Origin of the sequence: Dialister pneumosintes (assembly GCF_001717505.1) — a bacterium.
Taxonomy (GTDB): Bacteria; Bacillota; Negativicutes; order Veillonellales; family Dialisteraceae; genus Allisonella; species Allisonella pneumosinta.
In genome coordinates this window covers 745,662-769,540 of record NZ_CP017037.1, presented here as the reverse complement: position 1 = coordinate 769,540, position 23,879 = coordinate 745,662, and the positions used below count along the sequence as shown (strand labels likewise).

Genomic DNA, 23,879 nt, shown 5'->3' with positions numbered 1-23,879 from the left:
TAAGGTGGAAATATGGAGGAGTATAACTCGTTAAAAAAGATTGCTCAAAAAATTAGAGGTTCCAATAAGAAAGTTACTTTGCTATATGCTTTTAATGCAACAGGAAAAACAAGATTATCTATGGAATTTAAAAATCTTGTTAATGAATATAAAGAAGACGAAATTATTAAGCATGTAATTTATTACAATGCATTTACAGAAGATTTATTCTATTGGGATAATGATTTAGAAAATGATAGTGATAGAAAGCTTAAGATTAATAAAAATTCAAGCTTTATTAGGATGATTGAGGAGCAAGGCAAAGAGAAGCAAATAGCCCAAAAGTTCCAAGAATTTACTTCGTCCAAGATTGAACCACACATCAATACGAGTACCGGAGAAATTACTTTTAGCTTACCGACCGGAGATAAGGAAGCAGTTGATAATATAAAGATTTCAAAAGGGGAAGAAAGCATTTTTATTTGGGCTGTATTTTTTGTCTTAATGGAAACTATTATAGCTGAACTGAATATTGATGAAATTAGTGATAGAAGTACAGACGAATTTAATGCTATTCAATATATTTTTATAGATGATCCTATTTCCTCTTTGGATGATAACCATGCTATTGATATAGCGTTAGCATTAAAGGAAACAATGAATTCTTCGGAGAATGAAAATTTGCATTTTATTGTGTCTACACATCATGCTTTATTTTATAATGTTTTGCATACTGAACTTAAAAAGGCACAAAAATTGTGGTTGAGTAGAGATGGTAATAAGTATATTTTGGATAAATTGGATGAAAATAAAACACCGTTTGGATATCATTTGTTACTTAAAAAAGAAATAAAAAAAGCAATAGCTAACAATATGATAAAACGATATCATTTTAATTTGATGCGTAATTTATTAGAAAAAACAGCACATTTTTTAGGTTATGATAGTTGGAAAGATTTAATAAATGAAGATGACAAAGATGCTTATGTTAAGCGAATAAATTTATATAGTCATAGCAATCATTCTGTTTTAGAAGCAAAAATATTGGAACCTCATGAAAAACAATTCCTAAAAAGAATATTTGAAAAATTTCTTAAAGAATATAAATGGAAGGAGTAAGTCTATGTCAGAAGTAAGACAAGAATATAAAACTATTGCAGAAATGACTAATGGAATTATTTTGGCAAACTTCAAAAAATCCAATTATGTAGGAGAAACTTCTTATCAAACTGAAGCACAATTGGAAGCAAATATGATAGAAAATCTAGTTTCTCAGGGATATGAGCGTCTAGTTATTAATTCACAAGAAGAATTATATGCCAATTTGAAAGTACAGATTGAGCGATTAAATGGTGTTGAATTTACTTCGGCAGAATGGGGACGTTTTCTTCAGGAATATTTAGATGCGCCTAATGACGGGATGATAGAAAAAACTCGTAAAGTACAGGAAAATCATATTTATGATTTTATTTTTGATGATGGGCATTTAAAAAATATTAAAATCATAGATAAAAAGAATATCCATAATAATTTTTTGCAGGTTACGAACCAGGTTCAACAAACGGGAAGTCATCATAATCGTTATGATGTAACGGTTTTAGTGAATGGGTTACCTTTGGTTCATATTGAGTTAAAGAAACGTGGCGTAAATCTGCATGAAGCGTTTAATCAGATTCATAGATATAGTAAAGAGAGTTTTAATATAGAAAATTCTTTATATAAGTATGTACAAATTTTTGTTATTTCTAATGGTACATATACACGGTATTTTGCTAATACAACAGCACAAAATAAAAATAATTATGAATTTACTTGTGAATGGGCAGATGCTAGAAATCAGGTTATTCGAGATTTGGAAGACTTTACAAGAACATTTTTCGAGAAACGTGTATTGCTTGAGGTATTAACCAAGTATTGTATTTTTGATTGCAATAATACATTACTTGTTATGAGACCTTATCAAATTGCAGCAACAGAACGTATTTTATGGAAAATAAAGTCCAGTTATGAAAATAAAAGAGCAGGAACTACGGGGGCAGGGGGATTTATTTGGCATACGACCGGTTCAGGGAAAACATTAACTTCTTTTAAGACCGCAAGACTTGCAACCGCATTAGATTTTATTGATAAAGTGTTTTTTGTTGTAGATAGGAAAGATTTAGACTATCAAACAATGAAAGAATATCAAAAGTTTCAAGAAAATAGTGTCAATGGAAGTAAAGATACCAAAGAATTGAAAAGAAGTATTGAAAAGGATGATGATAGAATTATCGTTACTACCATTCAAAAATTAAATGAATTTGTAAAGAAAAATCCTGTTCATGAAATTTATGATAAGCATTGTGTTCTTATATTTGATGAATGTCATCGTTCTCAGTTTGGAGATGCACAGAAGAATATTAGAAAAGCATTCAATAAATATTATCAATTTGGGTTTACGGGGACTCCGATTTTTCCGGAGAATTCAATTGGTGGGGATACGACAGCAGGTATATTCGGAGCGCAGTTACATAGTTATGTTATTACAGATGCTATACGAGATGGTAAGGTTTTGAAATTTAAGGTGGATTATAACAACATTACACCATTTTCCAAGTCTGCAGAAAAAGAAAAGGATGACAAAAAATTAGCAAAGCTTGAGAAAAAACTATTGCTTCATCCGGAACGCATTGCTGAAATTACAAAGCATATATTAACTATTTTTAACACTAAAACACATAGAAATGAATTTTATAATGTAAAAGAACGTAGATTGAACGGGTTTAATGCTATGTTTGCTGTTCAGAGTGTAGAAGCGGCTAAATCGTATTATGAAGAGTTCGAAAAACAGCAAGCAGAATTACCAAAGGAAAAGAGATTAAAAGTTACGACTATTTATAGTTTTGCGCCGAATGAAGAACAAACCGCTATTGGTGAAATATCAGAAGAAAATTTTGATGTAAGTGCTATGAATTCTTCTGCAAAAGAATTTTTAGATAAGGTGATTTCCAACTATAATCAGTCTTTCCAAACAAATTATTCAACACAAGGGAATGAATTTCAAAATTACTATAAAGATTTATCACAAAGAGTAAAAAATAAAGAAGTTGATTTACTGATTGTGGTAGGTATGTTCTTAACCGGATTTGATGCACCTACTTTGAATACCTTATTTGTAGATAAAAATCTTAGATATCATGGATTGATTCAAGCATTTTCAAGAACTAATCGTATTTTGAATAAGGTAAAGGCATTTGGGAATATTGTTTGTTTCAGAGATTTACAACAAGCAACAGAAGACGCTATTAAAACTTTTGGTGATGAAAACAGTGTAAATGTTATTTTAGAAAAGAGTTATTCTGAATACATCGAAGGTTTTAAAGATGAAGAAACAGGTAGGTTTGTTAAAGGGTATAAAGATTTGTGTAATGAAATTATTTGTAAATTCCCGGATCCGACAAGTATTATTCTTGATTCAGAGAAAAAAGAATTTGCAGAGCTTTTTGGTGAATTGTTAAAAGCGGAAAATGTTCTTAAAAACTTTGATGAATTTGAAAGCTTTGAGACAATTATATCTGAAAGACAAATGCAAGATATGAAGAGCGTATACGTAGATATTAGAGAAAGAGTTTTATTATCACAGTGCCAATCAGTATCGGATGAGGAACAGGTGGATTTTTCTGATATTGAATTTCAAATTGATTTGTTAAAAACAGACGAAATCAACTTAGATTATATTTTGGCTTTAATTTTAGACAAATCGAAAGAACATAATGATATAGAAAGTTTAAAAGCTGAAGTTCGTAGAGTTATTAGATCCAGTTTAGGAACTAGGGCTAAAGAAGAGTTGGTTATCGATTTTATAAACCAAACGAATCTTTCAGAATTAAAGAATACCGATGATATTCTGGAATCTTTCTACAGCTTTGCAAAGAAAGAAAAAGAGAATACGGTTAATAAATTGGTAGAGGATGAAAGATTAAAAGAAATTTCTAAGCGCTTTATTAATAGAGCTATTAATAAAGGGTATGTAGAGTATGCCGGTGATGAATTGGACCAAATCATTCCACCAACCTCCCGTAGACAAGGCGCAAGAGAGAAAAAGAAAGAATCGGTGTTAGAAAAGATAAAGAGAATCGTAGAGGTATTTATAGGAATTTAAACTAATATACACAAAAAAGGACTGCTAAAAGCAGTCCTTTTTAATATTTAAAATAAACAGATTATGAACAAAATGGAGTATAATATTAGTGTTAATATTTAAAATATAAATAGGAATTATTTTTATTGGTTTATGGGGGAGTGTATGGAGGAGAATTGGGAATCTTTTATAGAGAGTATCTTGCTTGCGGGGGAGCGGATAAGGAGTTTTTCTATTGCTAAAAAGACGGGAACGATATATATTCTTTTTCAACGTGGGGAGTTTGCCTATCTTCCTATTCGTATAGCTGACCATAGAACGATTTTTTTTTGCGAATCGAACCTTTAATATGGGACAAGATATAGAAAAATTGTTATCTGCTATTAGAAGATATTTGGATGAGAGTGATTGGTATATCTTTAAATATGAAGACTATTTTACTTTGCGTGCGTTATTTATTTTGAGTAGAAAACGTATTTATACGTATATTGATAATACGATGGAGATTTTTGAACAATCTAAAATGGGACTTGTGTTTTATCAGATTCGACGTTTTTATCGTAAGCAGTGTATTAATCCGGTATCTGAGTCTTTACAAAAATATTTACGAAGATTATTTGCTCCCGGACTTATCAGTGGGAAACAACAGGAGTCCAGTGATTATAGTGTGTATATTACTCGAATGGGTGTTACGTTTTTACATGAGTTCGGTATACGTTTTGATCAAAGATTCAGAAAAGATTTCAGCATGGTGAACATAGAATATATAGAAATTCCTGAAACAGAAGCGTCTATGGAGTGTGCAGAATCATTACAAAATGTGTTTATCTAATTCTTATTTAAGAGTATAATAATATAAGTGATAATTACTTTCATTTAGTTTGTTTATATAGAGGAGGATGTTTATGGCTTGTACTACAATTCTTGTTGGTAAAAAGGCTTCTTATGACGGTTCAACGATGATGGCTCGTAATGAGGATTCTCCATCCGGTGTATTTACTTCGAAAAAGTTTATTGTGGTAAATCCGGAGGAGCAACCTCGTTATTATAAATCTGTAATTTCTAAGGTGGAAATGGATTTGCCTGAAAATCCGATGCGTTATACAGCGATGCCGGATGCTCCTTCTAAGCAGGGGATTTGGGGAGAAGCAGGAATTAATGAAGTGAATGTAGCTATGTCGGCAACTGAAACGATTACTTCGAATCCACGTGTATTGGGAGCAGACCCTTTAGTACCCGGAGGTATTGGGGAAGAAGATTATGTAACGATTGTTCTTCCTTATATTCGTTCTGCTCGTGAGGGTGTAAAACGTTTGGGAATGCTTCATGAACAGTTCGGCACGTATGAGATGAATGGTATCGGATTACAAGATAAAGATGAAATTTGGTGGTTTGAGTCCATTGGCGGACATCACTGGATCGCAAAGCGTGTACCGGATGACAGATATGTAGTAGTACCGAATCAGCTCGGTATCGACTATCTTGATTTGGTAGATGCTTTTGGTGAGCAAGAATCTTGTATGTGCTCAGCAGATTTATTAGAATTTATTACAGAAAATCATCTGGACTTGGTACGTCATGAAGACGGATATTGTTTAAAGAATGAAAGAGCTTTTGATGTAAGAGCCGCTTTTGGCAGTCATGATGATTCGGATCATACCTATAATACTTGTCGTGCCTGGTTCATGGAGCGGTACTTAAATCCGAATACCTATCTGTGGGATGGAGAAGATGCCGATTTTACTCCTGAATCCGATGATTTGCCGTGGAGCATGGTTCCTGAAAAGTTGATTACGGTTGAAGATGTGAAGTATGTATTATCTGCACATTATCAGGGGACTCCGTATGACCCGTATGCAAAGCATGGCTGCCATACAAAGAAAAATAAATATCGTGTGATTGGAATTAATCGTAATAATTTTGTGGCGTTGACACAGCTTCGTCCGTATATGCCGAAAGAAATTATGGCGGTGCAGTGGATTGCAGAAGGTTGTAATGTGTTTAATGCGTTTGTTCCTTTTTATGCAAATATTACAAAGACTCCGGAATATATTGCGAATACAACAGCAGAAGTTACGACGGAGAATTTCTATTGGGCAAACCGCCTTATCGGCACATTAGCAGATGCTCACTTCCAGACAACTGCTATTTTTATTGAAAGATACCAAAATCAGGTACATAGTAAAGGACATGCACTTTTGAGTAAGTTTGATAAGCAGTTTATGACAGAAAAGCCGAATCAGGTACAACATTTCTTAGAAGGTTGTAATGAAGAAATGGCAAAAATGGCAAAAGAAGAAACGCAGAAAACATTGTCGAGTGTATTGTATACGGCAAGTAACGGAATGAAAAATTCATTTGCAAGAAGTGATGCGTAAGAAATATAAAAAGCAGAGAAAATTTTCTCTGCTTTTTTAATGGAATGAAAATGGGAAATAAAAAAGTCGATATCGTAGAGATATCGGCGATAATATCAGAGCTGGACTGTCAGAGTATCCTCGACCAGCATCCGGTGCTAGGGTTTCAACGCTGGATACTCAGCTCTACTCATCCGGCAATTTTAGTGTATCAAAAGAAAATGGGGGTGTCAAAAAAGTAAGTGATATACCTATTATTTAGTATATACATGTTACAATAGAGAAAATTCTTAAAAGGCGGATGAGTTATGCGTTTAGATAAATTTTTATCGGATATGAATAAGGGAACTCGTAAGGAGTTGAAACGGTTAGTTAGACAGGGGCGAGTAGCCGTGAATGGAGTGACCGCTACCAATTCAGGAATGGCGGTGAACGAAAGCGACTGTATAGAGGTGGATGGCGAGTCAGTTGTGTATGCCAAGTATGAATATTATGTAATGAACAAGCCACAGGGGGTAATTACGGCAACAGAGGATTCCAGGCAGGATACGGTGTTGGATTTAATGGAAGAAAATCGTCGAAAAGATTTGTTTCCTGTGGGGCGTTTAGATAAGGATACGGTAGGGTTACTTCTTATAACGAATGACGGAGATTTGAATCATCGGTTGTTATCTCCCAAAAAGCATGTGGACAAAGAGTATGTTGCAAAGATTAGCGGACGAGTTACGGAAGAGGATGTGAAAATATTTGCTAAGGGGGTTTTTATTGAAGACGGATTTCGTGCGTTACCGGCAGAGTTAAAAATTCTTTCTTATAGAGAAAAAGCAACAGAAGAAGATTTGTTGGATGTAGAGCAGAGTAATGCACCGCAAAAACATCTTTCTCAGGGGATAACTGAAATTTCTATCGTTATTCATGAAGGGAAATATCATCAGGTGAAAAAGATGTTTCATGCGATTGGGAAGGAAGTGTTTTTCTTAAAAAGAATACGAATGGGAACGCTTCTCTTAGATGAGGAATTAGCAGAAGGGACTTATCGTAAGTTAACTGCGGATGAGTTGAGTGGTTTAATGAGAATCACTTGCAAGGAAAAATAGAGAAATATAAGGAAGAAAGAAAAATTAATATAAAATTTACATAAAATAGATTAAAATCTTTGTTTTATGATAAATATTGTAAAATTTACTTAAAAATAGACAAAAATATATAGAGAGTGTTATATAAAATTGTGATATAATACAAATATACATTTTTTATAGAAAAGGATGAGATGAAATGAGTAAGGTAATAGTTATCGGTCACAAGTCTCCGGATACAGATTCTATCGGAGCAGCTATCAGTTATTCCTATTTGCAGCGTCAAATGGGTGTGGAAGCTATAGCAGGTCGTGCCGGTGAATTGAATAAAGAATCTAAATTTGCTTTGGAATATTTTGGCGTAGAAGCACCGGAATTCATTTCTTCGGTAGCACGTAAGAGTGAATCTGATGAAAAGCAGAAGGTGATTCTCGTTGATCATAATGAATCGAAACAATGTGTAGACGGTATTCAGGACGCAGAAGTTATTGAAGTAGTAGATCATCATCGTTTGGGAGATTTTGAAACTTCCAATCCGATTTTTATGCTGTTTTGTCCGGTGGGATGTGTAAATACTATTATTTATAATTTGTATAAAATGCGTGGTATTCAGCCGACCAAGGCGGTAGCAGGTATGATGCTTTCCGCTATTATTTCTGATACCGTACTATTCCGTTCTCCGACTACTACGGATAAAGATCGTGAAGCCGTTAAGGAATTAGCGGAACTTGCGGGTGTAGATTATGAACAGTATGGTATGGAAATGCTCAAGGCTGGTGCGGATATTTCTGACTATTCTGCCGAGCAGTTGGCAAGTAATGACCGCAAGGAATTTGAATCTGCCGGAAATACTTTTACGGTAGGGCAGATTTCCGTGATGGATGTAGCACCTATCAATGCAAAGAAAGATGCTATTATGGCAGTTCTTGAAAAGAACAAGGCAGAAAAAGGATATGTTGCCTCTTATTTGATGGTTACTGATATTCTGGCAGAAGATACATTCTTGTGGTTTACTGACGGAGCACAGGAAATTGTAGAAGCTGCTTTTGAAAAGAAGGCTGACAATCAGTGTGTATATTTACCTAAGGTCATGTCTCGTAAGAAGCAGGTATCTCCACCATTGATTAATGCATACGCAAAGTAATTTAATTATAGATGAAAAGAACCCGTACATGGCATGTTCGTGTACGGGTCTTCTTATGAGTATCTGACCGTGATAGAATCAGTATATGATACATGGCAGATAGGAGGATGGGATATGGCAGACTTTTTAAATGGTCTTAATAAAGAGCAACGTGCGGCTGTAGAACAAATAGAAGGTCCACTTTTGATTATGGCAGGTGCCGGTTCGGGTAAAACAAAAGCATTGACTTGTCGTATTGCTTATATGCTTAAACAGGGGATTAATCCACGTAAAATTTTAGCAATTACCTTTACTAATAAAGCGGCACAAGAAATGCGTGAGCGTGTGCATTCATTAGTGGGGGCGGAAGCAGAACACATTTGGATGTATACATTCCATTCTTTTGGTGCGAGATTTTTAAGAAGTGAAATAGAGAAGTATCCGCCGTATAATAGCCAGTTTACTATTTATGATTCGGACGATTCGAAACAACTGATAAAAAATATTTTGAAGGAAATGAATTTGGATGATAAGCAGTTTCAGCCAAGTTCTATACAAAGTCATATTTCCGGGGCAAAGAATCGATTGTTGACAGCTAAAGCTTTTCGTGCATCGATTGGCGATAATTTTTTTGCACAGCGTATAGCGGATATTTATGATCGTTATGATGCAGAAATGAAACAAAATAATGCATTAGATTTTGACGATTTATTATTGGTTACCACTTCTTTGTTGCAGAAAAAAGAAATCAGAACCAAGTGGCAAGATCGTTTTCATTATATTTTAATTGATGAATATCAGGATACCAATCATGCACAATATCTAATGGCAAAATATATTGCAGGCGACCGTCAGAATATTTGCGTCGTAGGGGATGCTGATCAGAGTATTTATTCTTGGCGTGGTGCAGATATTCGTAATATTATCGATTTTAAAAAAGATTATGCTGATGCAAAAATTATTAAGTTGGAACAAAATTATCGCTCTACGGATACGATACTCAAGGCAGCCAATGCTGTTATTAAAAACAATACAGACCGTCCACCTAAAAAGTTATGGACCGAAAATGAAAAAGGGGCATTGATTCAACGTTTTGAAGCGATGGATGAGCATGAAGAAGCTGATTTTATCGTTTCTTCTATGAAGAAAGAACATGATACGAATCATATTCCGTATGGGGATATGGCGATTTTGTATCGTATGAATGCACAGTCTCGAATCTTAGAAGAATCTTTAGTTCGTAAAGGCATTGCTTATGCCATGGTAGGCGGGGTACGATTCTATGATCGTGCAGAAATTAAAGATATCATGGCTTATTTAAAAGTTCTTGGAAATAGTAGAGATACGGTCAGCTTACAGCGTATTATCAATGTTCCGAAGCGTGGTATCGGAAACACGACGGTAGAGAAATTGATGGCATTTGCGGAAGAACAGGGAATTTCTTTGTTTGAAGCCATTATGGCAGTCGAAGAGTCGTCTTTAACGAAGGGGACGAAAGATAAGGTGCAAAAGTTCAGCGCTTTAATTTTCTCTCTCATTAATGCAGCGGCTGAAGGTGATGTATTTCACTTGATTGAAACGGTTATGGCGGAAACCGGATATTTACATATGTTACGTGAACAACAGGATCCGCAAGCGCAGAGTCGGGAAGAAAACTTGGGAGAACTTTTATCGGTAGCTAAAGATTTTACGAGAAATAATCCGGATGGAGACTTAATTGCATTCTTAGAACAGGTTGCCTTGGTTAATGATGTAGATAATTATGAAGGGGAAAATGAAAAAGTAACTTTGATGACTTTACATAGTGCAAAGGGCTTGGAATTTCCTATCGTATACATGGCAGGATTGGATGAAGGAGTTTTCCCGGGAGCTCGTTCTTTAATGGATGAGTCTGCCGTGGAAGAAGAACGAAGACTTTGTTATGTAGGGATTACACGTGCAAGAAAGAAACTATATATTACGAATACACGTATGAGAACGATGTATGGACAATTAAAGCCATATACGCCCAGTCGCTTTTTGGATGAAATTCCATTTTCTTTGGTAGAAGAAATTAAGGTGGAAGAGGAACAGCGGCGGAAAACGAAAGTTATGCATCGATATAATCGTTTTGCAAGTGAAAAAGCACTTTCAACAGCAGCTTATTCCGGTGTTCCGAAGAGCAAGAGCAAAACGGCTCGTTATGACTGGAAAGAGGGCGACAAAGTTGTTCATAAATTATGGGGACATGGTGTGGTAGTAGCGATTTCCGGTGAAGGTAAGAGTATGACCTTGAAATTGCAATTTCCCGGACAGCAGGTTCGCCAAGTTATGGTTGCTTTTGCTCCGATTGAAAAAGAAGAATAAAATAAAAAACTATCTTTCTGGGACAGAATCTGTTTCATGGAAAGGTAGTTTTTGTTTTGTTAACAAGTGGTATCGTGATAAAATAAAAGGGTGTTAAAACCTGATCTGTAGGAGGCATTATGGCATCAGAAACTGTTGTACGTAAGATAGAGAAATTACGTAAAGAAATACATTATCATAGTTATCTTTATTATGTAAAAGACCAACCAGAAATAACGGATTATGAATTTGATAAGTTATATCGGGAATTGGTTGATTTGGAAAAAGAATACCCGGAACTGATTACTTCGGATTCTCCGACACAACGAGTGGGCGGTAAGGCGACGGATGATTTTGATAAGGTCAAGTTTAAGAAGCCTATGCTTTCACTTAGCAATGCTTTCAATGCGGAAGAATTGCATGATTTTCATCGACGTGTGACGGGTGGTTTGGGCGATGCAAAGGTGGAGTACATCACAGAACTTAAAATTGACGGATTGTCTATGAATTTAGTTTATGAAAATGGGCGATTTGTACAAGGATTGACTCGTGGTGATGGGAAAGTTGGAGAAGATGTAACCGCTAATGTTAAGACGATAAAAACGATTCCTTTATTCATTGAAAATGCACCAAAGTATATGGAAGTACGTGGTGAAGTCTATATGCCGAGGCAGAGTTTTATTCGTCTTAATAAAGCAAGAGATGAATCGGGGGATATGCCTTTTGCAAACTGTAGAAATGCGGCGGCAGGGTCTTTACGTCAATTGGATCCGCAGGTGACCGCCGGAAGAAACTTGGACTTTTTTGCCTATGGTTTGGGAAGTATAGAAGGTATGGAAATTACTTCACAAGCACAGCTATTGGCACAATTAGAGCGATTCCATTTTCATGTAAATCCGCATTATAAGAAATGGAATTCTATAGAAGAAGTAATTCAAGAGGTCAATCAATGGCAGGATAGCCGTCGTACTTTGGAATATGATACAGATGGACTGGTTATCAAAGTCAGTGATTTTGCACAGCAGGAACGATTAGGTGCTACGGGAAAAGATCCGAAATGGGCGATTGCCTATAAGTATCCACCGGAAGAAGCGGTAACAAAAGTGGAACGTATTGTGGTTACGATGGGGCGTACGGGCGTATTGACACCTTCTGCTGATTTGGTACCGGTACGTTTGGCAGGAACGGTTGTGAAACGTGCTACATTGCATAATATGGACTTTATTCGGGAAAAAGATATTCGTATAGGGGATACCGTTCGTATATATAAAGCAGGGGAAATTATTCCGGAAGTGGCGGCGGTAGAAAAAGATAAGCGCAATGGTAGTGAAACACCTTTTGAAATGCCTACGCAGTGTCCGATTTGTAACTCTACCGTGGCACGTATAGAAGGGGAAGCTGCTTATCGTTGTGTGAATCCGACTTGTGGCGGTGTAGTGAGAGAAAAACTGATTCATTATGCTTCTCGAAATGCGATGAATATTGAAGGAATGGGACCTTCTGTTATAGACAGTTTACTGGCCTATGAATTAGTTAAAGACCCTGCCGATTTGTATACATTAAAGGCGGAAGATATAGCACAAATCGAACGTATGGGGGAAAAGAGTTCTAATAACTTAGTGGCATCGATTGCAAGTAGTAAAACAAGAGGGTTGGCTAAATTATTGTTTGGATTAGGGATTCGTTATTTAGGGGAAAAAGGAGCGGAACTTTTAGCGGCTACTTATCAGAATATAGAATCTATTATGCAGGCAGAACAAGATTCTTTACTACAGGTAGAAGGTATTGGGCAAGTGATTGCTGAAAGTGTGCATCAATATTTTCACGATGAAAAAAATATCGATTTAATAAATCGCTTACAGCGTGCCGGTGTAGTAACGGAAGAAGTAAAAGAAATACAACTTGGCGGAGCTTTTAACGGAGAAATGGTCGTACTCACGGGGAAACTTTCGTCTATCGGACGTAAAGCGGCCGGAGAACGTATTAAGCAATTAGGTGGACAGGTACAAAGTGCTGTAACCAACAGCACTACTTTAGTGGTAGCCGGTCAGGATGCCGGAAGTAAATTAACAAAAGCAAGAGAAAAAGGAATAATGATTATTGATGAATCTACATTTATGGTTCGTGCGGGGCTTATAGATGCACGAAACACATCTGTGGAATAATTTTTCTGATATTTTATTAGAGATAAAGTAGGTTTTATTCTTACAAATGTACCTTATTTTTAGTAAGGTAGATACAATAAAATTATGATATACTAAAAGGGTAAATGTCTTGAAAAGGAAGTGGAAATAGTGAAAATTACAACTGAAGAAGTAAAAAAGATAGCTCTTCTTTCTCGTTTGTCTTTTAGTGAAGATGAGTTGGAAAATTTGAAGGACTCCATGAGTGGAATTCTTACTTATATGGAAGAATTAAAACAGTATGACACGGAAGGTGTAGCACCTATGGCGCATGCGGTAGAACAGTTTAACGTAATGCGTGAAGATATTCCGGATACATCATTTACTCATGAAGAAGCGTTGATGAATGCACCGGAACAAGAAGACGGCTATTTTAAAGTAAAGAGAATCATATAGGAGGGAAGACTGTGAGTTATACCATTCATGAACTTCATGAAAAGTTGATAAATAAAGAAATTTCTTCCGTGGAATTGACAAAACAGTTTATCGCTCATCGTGATAAAGTGGAAGCGGATGTACATGCTTTCTTGTCTACTACGGATGAAGAAGCATTAAAACAGGCAGCGGCTGTGGATGCAAAGATTGCAGCAGGCGAAGAGATTTCTATGCTTGCCGGTATTCCGGGGGCAATTAAAGATAATATTTGTGTTAAGGGACAAAAGTGTACTGCAGCATCTAAAATGCTTGAAGACTGGGTGTCTCCTTATAATGCAACCGTTATTGAACGCTTGATGGCGGAAGATTATGTATCCATTGGCAAAACTAATATGGATGAATTTGCTATGGGTAGCTCTACTGAAAACTCTTTCTTTGGTCCGTCAAAGAATCCTTGGAATGTAGACTATGTACCCGGCGGTTCTTCCGGCGGTAGTGCAGCAGCTGTAGCGGCAGGGGAAGCGGTATGGACTCTTGGCTCTGATACCGGCGGCTCTATACGTCAGCCGGCTTCTTTCTGCGGATTGGTAGGACTTAAACCGACTTATGGATTAGTATCTCGTTATGGCTTAATTGCATTTGCCTCTTCTTTAGATCAAATCGGACCGATTACTAAGGATGTTACTGATGCAGCTATTGTGTTGAACAGTATTGCAGGTCATGATGAACGAGATTCTACCTCTATTCCACAGGAAAAAGTAGATTATCGTGATGCATTAGTTGACGATGTAAAAGGCATGAAAATCGGTATCCCGAAAGAATTCTTCGGAGAAGGTATTAAAGCGGAAACTCGCGCTGCTATTGATAAAGCTATTGAGTTTTATAAGAAAGCAGGAGCTGAAATTATTCCGGTATCAATTCCTCATGTTAAGAGCGGGGTATCTATTTACTACATTATTGCGCCGGCAGAAGCAAGTTCTAATTTAGCTCGTTATGATGGGGTAAGCTATGGATTCCGTGCTGATGGCGATAACATTGTTGATATGTATATTAATACCCGTAATCAGGGATTCGGTATGGAAGTTAAGCGACGTATTATGCTTGGTAACTATGTACTTTCTGCCGGCTACTATGATGCATACTACAAGAAGGCATTGAAAGTTCGTAGATTGCTTAAGGAAGCTTTTGATAAAGCATATGAACAATGTGATGTATTATTAGCTCCATCTGCGTCCGGTACAGCATTCAGGTTTGGTGCATTTACAGATCCGTTAGCACTTTATATGGAAGATATTTGTACTGTTCCTGTGAATTTAGCCGGTTTGCCATCTATCAGCATCCCTGTTGGATTCCACGACGGACTTCCTTTAGGAATGCAGATTATCGGACCGACTTTAGGAGAAAAGAAGATTTTGCGTGCCGCTTATGCATTTGAGCAGAATCATCCTGAATTTACTAAAACAGCGCCGAAAGGAGAAATGTAAGCATGAAATATGAAGCAGTCATCGGTCTTGAAGTGCATACAGAACTTCAAACGGCTACTAAGATTTTTTGTAATAGTAAAACTTCTTTCGGAGCACCTCCGAATACGAATGTTTCTCCCGTATGTTTAGGGCTTCCGGGGGTATTACCTGTTTTAAATAAAAAGGTATTGGAATTTGCAGTTCGTGCCGGTTTGGCATTAAATTGTGAAATTGCAAGATTTAGTAAATTTGATAGAAAAAATTACTATTATCCGGATTTGCCGAAAAATTTCCAGACATCACAGTTTGATCTTCCGATTTGCAAGGAAGGGTATTTGGATGTAGAAGTAGATGGAGAAGTCAGCCGTATTCGTATCACTCGTGCTCATATGGAAGAAGATGCGGGAAAATTGGTTCACCACGGTGATTCTATTACAACGGCGGATTATTCTTTAGTTGACTATAACCGTACGGGTACGCCACTTTTGGAAATTGTATCGGAACCGGATATTCGTTCTGCTAAACAGGCAGTCGCTTATATGGAAAAGATGCGTGCTATTCTTCAGTATTGCGGTATTTCCGATTGCCGTATGGAAGAAGGTTCTTTGCGTTGTGATGCAAATATTTCCGTACGTCCTGTAGGACAAAAGGAATTGGGAACAAAGACGGAAATTAAGAATATCAACTCTTTTAAAGGTGTTGAAAAAGCGATTGAATATGAAGCGATTCGTCAGGCTAAGATTTTAGAAGCCGGCGGTACTATTAAACAGGAAACCCGAACTTGGGATGAAAAAGAAGGCGTAACTAAGAGTATGCGTTCTAAGGAAGAAGCTAACGATTATCGTTACTTCCCGGAACCGGATTTAGTTCCGTTTACTGTATCAGATGAATATATTGAAAAGATTCGTCAGACACTCCCTGAACTTCCGGATGCACGCAAGGCTCGTTATATGGAATCTTTCGGGTTATCTTCTTATGATGCTGATTACTTAACTAATGATAAGGCGAGAGCGGATTACTTTGAAGCAATGGTTAAAGCAGGTGCGGAACCTAAGGAAGCTTGTAACTGGCTTATGGGAGAATTTGCCGGAAAACTTTCTGAAAACGGTATTGAAATTACAGAATCACCTGTTACACCGGAAGGACTGGCAGCATTACTTACTTTGATTTCTAAGGGAACTATTTCCGGCAAGATTGCTAAACAGGTATTCCCGGAAATGTGGGAAACCGGTAAAGCGGCAGAAGAAATTGTTAAAGAAAAAGGATTAATTCAGATTAGCGATACTTCAGAATTAGAAGCCATTGTTATGGAAGTTATTCAAGCAAATCCGAAGTCTGTTGAAGACTTTAAGGCAGGTAATAAGAAGGCTGTCGGCTTCTTTATGGGGCAGATTATGAAAGCTACTAAGGGGAAAGCAAATCCACGTGTAGTAAGTGGTATGGTTATGAAGAAGTTGCAAGAATTATGATAGAAAACGAAAAGAAGACGAACTTTGAGGAAGAACCGAGAGTGATGTCTACTCATGATGTAAAAGATTATGAAGGTATTACTTTAAATGAACAGGGAGAAGAAGATTATCAGGCGGAAGGTACTTGGGAAAATTCTCATGCACAAGTGCGTGTTATTCGAATCAATGATTTACCTCTTTGGAAAAAGGTTTTATATGGAATCGTAGTAATAGGAGTTCTTATTGCTTTAGCGATATTTGCATGGTTTGCTTTTCTTTGGTTTGGTGTCATAGCGGTGGTAGGAAGTATCCTTTACTTTTTACGTCGATTATTATAAAAAAGATGCTCGAAATATTGAGCATCTTTTTTTATTAGAGAATCTATATTATGATGATATTTTTACAAAAATGTGTTTGGATGAATATTAAAAAGGGGCGGAACAAATGTTGCCTCTGATGTTATAATGAATCCAAAGAGGTGTATGCATGAATAATTCCAGAATAAAAAGAAATTATAGAGAGCCACCAGTTCCGTTTACTTTAAAAGCACCATTTAAACCGATGGGAGATCAACCGAAAGCCATTAGTCAATTGGTAAATGGCTTGCAAGATGGGCATTGGGCACAGGTTTTAGTGGGTGCTACTGGTACGGGGAAAACTTTTACAATGGCAAATATTATTGAAAAAGTACAACGACCGACGTTGATTATTTCACCGAATAAAACATTGGCAGCACAAACATCGAGTGAGATTAAAGATTTTTTCCCGAATAATGCAGTCTATTATTTTGTAAGCTATTATGATTATTACCAACCGGAATCGTATCTTCCTACAACGGATACTTATATTGAAAAAGATTCTTCGATGAATGAAGAAATTGACAGGCTTCGTCACTCGGCAACGATGTCTTTGTTCGAACGTCGAGATGTTATCATTGTAGCTTCTGTTTCTTGTATATATGGGTTAGGAGATCCTGAAGATTATAGTGCAATGGGGTTATCTCTTCGTCCGGGAGATATGATTTCTCAAGATGAACTGTTGACTCGTTTGGTGGAAATGCAATATTTACGTAATGATGTCAATTTTACTCGTGATGCTTTTCGTGTTCATGGAGATACGATTGATGTATTTCCTGCTTCATCGAATAATACGGCTGTTCGTATAGAAATGTTTGGTGATGAGATTGATCGATTGACAGAGTTTGATGTTCTTACAGGACAAACCGTTGCAGAACGAAATCATATCGGAATTTTTCCTGCTTCTCACTATGTAACAACAGGTCCTAAGTTAAGACGTGCGGTCAGCAGTATAGAGCAAGAGTTACAAGAACGTTTACAAGTGTTAAAATCGGAAGATAAATTACTGGAGGCACAGCGACTTAAGCAACGAACGGAATATGATTTGGAAATGATGCAGGAAGTAGGATATTGTTCGGGAATAGAAAATTATTCCAGGCACATGTCAGCACGAAATCCCGGAGATCCGCCTTTTACATTATTGGATTATTTTCCGGATGACTTTCTACTTATGATTGATGAATCACATGTTACAGTTCCTCAACTTCGAGCCATGTATAATGGAGATAGAGCTAGAAAAACGACGTTGGTAGATTATGGATTTCGTTTGCCAAGTGCATTAGATAATAGACCTTTAACTTTTGATGAGTTTACAGAAAGAATTAATCAGGTTATTTATGTATCGGCGACACCGAGTGCCTATGAATTGGGGGCACAAACTAACTTGGCGGAACAAATTATTCGTCCGACGGGATTATTGGATCCAAGTATTGAAGTACGTCCGATTGAGGGGCAAATTGATGATTTGTTGGGAGAGATTCATAAACGTGAAGAGGTCGATGAACGTGTGCTTATTACGACACTGACCAAAAAGATGGCGGAGGATTTGACAGATTATTTAAAAGAAGTAGGCGTTAAAGTTCGTTATCTTCACTCCGATATTGCAACGATTGAACGTGCTGAAATTATTCGAGATTTACGTGCTGGAGTTTTTGATGTTTTAGTAGGAATTAACTTATTAAGAGAAGGTTTGGATATGCCGGAAGTATCTTTGATAGCTATTCTGGATGCGGATAAAGAAGGATTTTTACGATCAGAAACATCGATGATTCAGGTCATTGGTCGTGCAGCACGCAATGCTCACGGACATGTCATTATGTATGCAGATCGGATGACTAAGTCGATGAAACATGCTATTGATGAAACCAATCGTCGTAGAAAAATTCAGCAAACATACAACGAAGAACATGGTATTATTCCTAAAACCGTTCAGAAGAAAGTTAAAGATTTGATTGATTTAACAAAGGTAGAAGAAGGAAGTTCTTCTTATGATGTCACACATAATACTAAAGAACTTTCTGATGATGCTTTGTATCAACAGATAATAGATACAGAAAAAGATATGAAACGAGCTGCAGAAGCACTTGAATTTGAAGAAGCAGCTTTGTGGCGTAATCAATTGGCAACTCTTAAACAGCAATGGAATGACCGGTTCGGTTCTCGTTCACATATGGCGATGAAGCAAAAAAAGAGTGGAAAAAATAGAATTAATAGAGAATTAAAAAAGAAAGTATAAGAATGGTATAAGGAAGGGCAAAGGTTTTGCTTTTCCTTTTCTTATCTATTATGGAGGATGTATGGAAAAAGGTATTGTTATACAGGGGGCACGTCAAAATAATCTAAAAAATATTGACTTAACACTTCCTCGTAATAAATTGATTGTATTAAGTGGACTTTCCGGTTCGGGGAAATCATCTTTGGCATTTGATACTATTTATGCAGAAGGACAACGTAAATATGTAGAATCATTATCTGCTTATGCACGCCAATTTTTAGGACAAATGAATAAACCGGATGTAGATAAGATAGAAGGATTATCTCCTGCCATTTCCATTGATCAAAAATCCACGAGTCATAATCCACGTTCTACTGTAGGAACAGTGACCGAAGTACATGATTATCTTCGTATGCTTTTTGCACATGCAAGTCGAGCTTTTTGTCCTAAGTGCGGCAAGCCGATTACCAGACAGACGATTGACCAGATTGTAGATGCAGTAGCCGGACTTGATGAACGAACTAAAATTATGATTTTAGGACCGGTTGCTTTTGAGAAAAAAGGGACACATAAAAAATTATTAGAGCAATTACGCAGAGAAGGGTATGTTCGTGTTCGTGTAGACAAAGAAATTAAACTTCTTTCGGAAGATATTATTTTGGAAAAAAATAAAAAACATACCATCGAAGTAGTGGTTGATCGTATTATTATTAAAGATGGAATTAATAAAAGGCTGACAGACTCTATAGAAACAGCACTTTCTTTAGGGGAGGGAATGTTGTTGGTACATGTTATTGACTCCCATGATTTAATTTTTAGTACACATTTTGCATGTCCGGAATGTGGAATTTCTTTACCTAAGCCGGAACCACGTATTTTTTCGTTTAATAATCCGTTTGGCGCTTGCTCTTCCTGTTCCGGGTTAGGGTCTTCTTTAGAAGTGGATTTTGATAGAGTCGTTCCTGATAAGAATAAGTCTTTTAGACAGGGAGCTATTATTTCTTTTCCTGTAAACCCGGATAGTTGGCTTATGAGGCAACTGGGAGCTTTTTTACATCATTATGGACTTACGATGGATAGTTGTTTTAATGATTTAACGAAGTCGGCACAGCAGGAATTTATGTATGGGGGCGGAGAACTTTTAACTTTTGAATATGAGAATATGCGAGGAGATACCAATACGTATACTCGAGTTTTTGAAGGGCTGGTACCTATGGTTAAGCGTAGGTATGAAGAAGCCTTTACTGATAAGATGAAAGAAGGTTTGGCAGAATATCTTATTGAGAAACCATGCCCTGTATGTCATGGTGCAAGGTTAAAAGAAGAAGTATTGGCTTTTCGTGTAGGGGATAAAAATATTGCAGAGCTCTCCACTATGTCTGTCAGTGAATTATTGGAATTTTTTGAAAAAGTTCAGTTTACTGAAAAAGAAAAAATTATATCGGAACAAATTTTGAAAGAGATAAAAAATCGATTGCTCTTTTTAAAGAATGTAGGGCTCGATTATCTTACTCTGGCTAGAAGTGCAACTACTCTTTCCGGTGGCGAAGCACAACGTATTCGCCTTGCTACACAAATTGGATCGGGATTAGTAGGGGTTCTCTATATACTGGATGAACCGTCTATCGGTTTGCATCAACGTGATAATGATAAACTTATTGCCACTTTACAAGGTATGCGTGATTTGGGTAATACCGTTATTGTCATTGAGCATGATGAAGATACGATTCGTGCTGCCGACTGGGTTATTGATATTGGACCCGGTGCAGGTGAACATGGCGGTGAGATTATGGAGGAAGGGACACCTCAAGAAGTAGAAGAGAGACATAAATCTCTTACCGGACAATATTTAAAAGGAATCAAATATATTCCTTTGCCGGCTAATCGAAGAAGCGGAAATGGTATGTTTTTAAAAGTGTTAGGTGCAACGGAGCATAATCTGAAAAATATTGATGTCACTATTCCTTTAGGAACATTTACTGTAATTACGGGGGAATCAGGTTCAGGTAAAAGTACCTTGATTAATGATATTCTTTATAAAGGACTTGCTCGTATTAAGAGTAAATTGCCTTTAGGAAACGGCGGTTGTCAAGCTATTGAGGGCGATGAATATATAGATAAAATTATCAATATTGACCAGCAGCCTATCGGACGCACTCCACGTTCAAATCCGGCTACTTATGTAGGAGTTTTTAGTGATATACGAGAGTTATTTAGTCAAACTTCCGAAGCCAAGATGCGCGGATATAAACCGGGACGGTTTAGCTTTAATGTGAAAGGTGGACGCTGTGAAGCTTGCCATGGGGATGGCATTATAAAAATTGAAATGCAATTTTTGTCAGATGTATATGTTCCTTGCGAAGTTTGTCATGGTGCCAGGTATAACAGAGAAACGTTAGAGGTCAAGTATAAAGGTAAAAGTATTTACGATATATTAATGATGACTGTCGATGAAGCGATTCCTTTTTTTGAAAATCATCCTAAGATTTTACGTAAATTAAAAACCATGCAAGAAGTAGGTTTAGGATATATTCATTTAGGACAACCGGCAACTACTATGTCAGGTGGGGAAGCACAGCGTGTGAAGTTAGCTACAGAGCTCATGCGTCGTGATACCGGTGATACTTTGTATATATTAGATGAACCGACTACCGGACTTCATTCAGAAGATATTCGTAAGTTATTGCTAGTTTTACAAAAACTGGTAGATGCAGGAAATACGGTTGTGGTTATTGAACATAATCTGGATGTAGTAAAAGTGGCGGACTATATTATAGATTTGGGACCGGAAGGCGGTAATCGCGGAGGTGAAATTGTAGCAAGCGGTTCACCGGAAGAAGTATGTAAAGTAAAAGCATCTTATACAGGACAGTATTTAAAACCGGTGATTGCTCGTACAAAACAGTTTATGGAGAGAGATGGTCATGGAGATGGATGTAAATGACAAAATACGTGCGAAGGTAGAAACGTTACCGACTACTCCCGGCGTATATCGATGGATTGATAAAAACGGTAAAGTCATTTATGTAGGGAAAGCAGTCAATCTGAGAAATCGTGTTCGTTCTTATATAAGAGTCGATAAGAACAGGTCTCCTAAGGTCGCTGCCATGCTTCGTCATGCGGATGATTTGGATATTACGATGACGAAAACCGAAATGGAAGCATTAATTCTTGAATGCAATCTTATAAAAGAATTGCATCCTAAGTACAATATCTCCCTTCGAGATGATAAAACATATCCTTATGTAAAAATAACTCATGAAAAATGGCCTCGTATCTTTGTTACTCGCAATGTACGTAGAAATGATGCGGCTACTTATTATGGTCCTTTTACCGATGTAGGAGGTTTGCGTAAAGCACTTCGTTTCATAGAACGTCGATTTCCTATAAGGACATGTCGCTCTATGAAAGTGGACAGGCCTTGTCTTCAATATCATCTGGGGCTTTGTACAGCTCCTTGTTGTAATAAGGTTTCTCATGAACAATATATGGCAGATGTAGAAGCAATTTGTGATATTTTTGAAGGTAAGAATACTTCTTTAATACAAGATTTAGAAAAAGAAATGTTAGTAGCTTCGGCAGATATGGCTTATGAAAAGGCGGCTTTATTACGTGATCAATTAGTAGCTGTTAAAAGTATTCAGCAAAAACAAAATATTGTTGCTAAAGAAGGCGAATTTGATGTTATTGGATTGGCACGTGATGGTGAACACGCCGGTATTGAGATTTTTTATGTGCGTTATGGGAAAATGATTGGTAAAGAGAATTTTAATATTCCGGAAAGTCAGTCTGAAAGTAATGAAACTATTATTTCTGCTTTTATCAAAGATTTTTATGGCGGAAATTCTTTGCAAATCCCTAAAAGTATATTAGTTCCTTTTTTACCGCTAGATGCGGATTTATTAGAAAACTGGATTTCAGGAAAACGAGGAAGTCAGGTATCCATTGTGGTGCCGGAGCGAGGATTTAAACGACGGATTAAAGATATGGCACAAGAAAATGCAGAAAAGTATATAAAAGATAAGAAATTACAGTGGACTTATCAAGATGCGAGAGAGCAAGGAGCTTTGAAAAAATTACAAAAACTTCTTTCTTTACCAAGATTGCCGGAACGGATGGAGTGTTTTGATATATCACACAATCAAGGAGCAGAGACTACCGGTTCTATGGTTGTATTTGAGCACGGACGTCCTGCTAAAAGAGAATATCGAAAATTTAAGTTGCAAATCACACAAGGAAAACCGGACGATTTTAAGTCGATGGCAGAAGTCATGCAACGTCGCTATGGGAAAGAAAAATCATGGACTATGCCGGATCTTATTGTATTAGATGGTGGATTGGGGCAAATGAATGCTGCATTACCGGTTATTCGTGGTTGTGGGGTGGATGCTCCTGTTATCGGATTGGCAAAACGTATGGAAGAGATTTATATAGAAGAAAGCGATACTCCTATTTTACTTGATGTACATGAACCGGCATTGCAGCTCCTTCAACATATTCGAGATGAGGCACATCGCTTTGTTATTTCTTATCATCGAAATTGGATGCGAAAGAGGAATACCGGTTCTATTTTAGAACATATAGAAGGGATAGGGCCTGTTCGTAGAAAGGCTTTATGGAGAGCTTTTCGTTCTTTGGATGATATGAAAAAAGCAAGCATCGATGAGCTGTTACAAGTACAAGGAATGAATAGAAAAGTAGCAGAAAATATATATAATTTTTTTAGGTTGAGAAAAGATAAAAAGCAGATGATTATATATGAAACAGAACGAAATGATAGGAAGGATGATAAAAAGTCTCATATATGAATCAATATAGTAATATACCCTTGTAATAAGTAAATAAAAAATATATAATAA

General features: G+C 36.8%; 16 protein-coding genes. All 16 read left to right on the top strand.

Annotated features, from left to right (window positions below):
- Positions 1-12 precede the first annotated feature (12 nt).
- The 16 genes from BCB69_RS03785 to uvrC all read left to right on the top strand — a co-directional run bounded on the left by BCB69_RS03785 (position 13) and on the right by uvrC (position 23,828).
- Positions 13-1,098: an AAA family ATPase gene (locus BCB69_RS03785; RefSeq protein WP_069177041.1), complete on the top strand. Its 1,086-nt coding sequence runs from the start codon at positions 13-15 to the stop codon at positions 1,096-1,098.
- A gap of 4 nt (positions 1,099-1,102) precedes the next feature.
- Positions 1,103-4,120: a type I restriction endonuclease subunit R gene (locus BCB69_RS03780; RefSeq protein ID WP_069177040.1), complete on the top strand. Its 3,018-nt coding sequence runs from the start codon at positions 1,103-1,105 to the stop codon at positions 4,118-4,120.
- Between the two features lie 144 nt (positions 4,121-4,264).
- A complete protein-coding gene (locus tag BCB69_RS03775; protein WP_069177039.1) occupies positions 4,265-4,447 on the top strand; it encodes a hypothetical protein in 183 nt (60 codons plus the stop codon).
- Between the two features lies 1 nt (position 4,448).
- Entirely contained in the window at positions 4,449-4,931 is a 483-nt protein-coding gene (locus BCB69_RS03770) for a hypothetical protein (protein ID WP_069177038.1), read from the top strand.
- Between the two features lie 73 nt (positions 4,932-5,004).
- Complete coding sequence (locus BCB69_RS03765) at positions 5,005-6,477, top strand: C69 family dipeptidase (RefSeq protein WP_069177037.1); 1,473 nt, start codon at positions 5,005-5,007, stop codon at positions 6,475-6,477.
- Positions 6,478-6,764: 287 nt separating this feature from the next.
- Positions 6,765-7,553 (top strand): pseudouridine synthase, encoded by a 789-nt coding sequence (locus BCB69_RS03760; protein ID WP_022513099.1) that lies wholly within the window; start codon positions 6,765-6,767, stop codon positions 7,551-7,553.
- Between the two features lie 178 nt (positions 7,554-7,731).
- Positions 7,732-8,676 carry a manganese-dependent inorganic pyrophosphatase gene (locus BCB69_RS03755; RefSeq protein ID WP_022513100.1) on the top strand — a complete coding sequence of 315 codons (945 nt, stop codon included), beginning with the start codon at positions 7,732-7,734 and terminating at the stop codon, positions 8,674-8,676.
- 114 nt (positions 8,677-8,790) lie between these two features.
- A complete protein-coding gene (gene pcrA, locus BCB69_RS03750) occupies positions 8,791-11,001 on the top strand; it encodes a DNA helicase PcrA (protein ID WP_069177036.1) in 2,211 nt (736 codons plus the stop codon).
- 119 nt (positions 11,002-11,120) lie between these two features.
- Entirely contained in the window at positions 11,121-13,145 is a 2,025-nt protein-coding gene (gene ligA / locus BCB69_RS03745) for an NAD-dependent DNA ligase LigA (RefSeq protein ID WP_022513102.1), read from the top strand.
- Positions 13,146-13,274: 129 nt separating this feature from the next.
- Positions 13,275-13,559 carry an Asp-tRNA(Asn)/Glu-tRNA(Gln) amidotransferase subunit GatC gene (gene gatC / locus BCB69_RS03740; RefSeq protein WP_022513103.1) on the top strand — a complete coding sequence of 95 codons (285 nt, stop codon included), beginning with the start codon at positions 13,275-13,277 and terminating at the stop codon, positions 13,557-13,559.
- Positions 13,560-13,570: 11 nt separating this feature from the next.
- The gene (gene gatA / locus BCB69_RS03735; protein ID WP_069177035.1) at positions 13,571-15,022 is read left to right on the top strand and encodes an Asp-tRNA(Asn)/Glu-tRNA(Gln) amidotransferase subunit GatA; all 1,452 of its coding nucleotides are present in this window, start codon (positions 13,571-13,573) and stop codon (positions 15,020-15,022) included.
- Between the two features lie 2 nt (positions 15,023-15,024).
- Entirely contained in the window at positions 15,025-16,470 is a 1,446-nt protein-coding gene (gene gatB / locus BCB69_RS03730) for an Asp-tRNA(Asn)/Glu-tRNA(Gln) amidotransferase subunit GatB (protein WP_069177034.1), read from the top strand.
- Positions 16,467-16,787 carry a hypothetical protein gene (locus BCB69_RS03725; RefSeq protein ID WP_069177033.1) on the top strand — a complete coding sequence of 107 codons (321 nt, stop codon included), beginning with the start codon at positions 16,467-16,469 and terminating at the stop codon, positions 16,785-16,787. Before gatB ends, BCB69_RS03725 begins: the two co-directional genes overlap by 4 nt.
- A 148-nt stretch (positions 16,788-16,935) precedes the next feature.
- Positions 16,936-19,041, top strand: a complete 2,106-nt coding sequence (gene uvrB / locus BCB69_RS03720) for an excinuclease ABC subunit UvrB (protein WP_069177032.1) — start codon at positions 16,936-16,938, stop codon at positions 19,039-19,041.
- Between the two features lie 61 nt (positions 19,042-19,102).
- A complete protein-coding gene (gene uvrA / locus BCB69_RS03715) occupies positions 19,103-21,964 on the top strand; it encodes an excinuclease ABC subunit UvrA (protein ID WP_069177031.1) in 2,862 nt (953 codons plus the stop codon).
- Positions 21,951-23,828: an excinuclease ABC subunit UvrC gene (gene uvrC / locus BCB69_RS03710; RefSeq protein ID WP_418235875.1), complete on the top strand. Its 1,878-nt coding sequence runs from the start codon at positions 21,951-21,953 to the stop codon at positions 23,826-23,828. The genes uvrA and uvrC overlap by 14 nt, the downstream gene beginning before the upstream one ends.
- Positions 23,829-23,879: the final 51 nt, after the last annotated feature.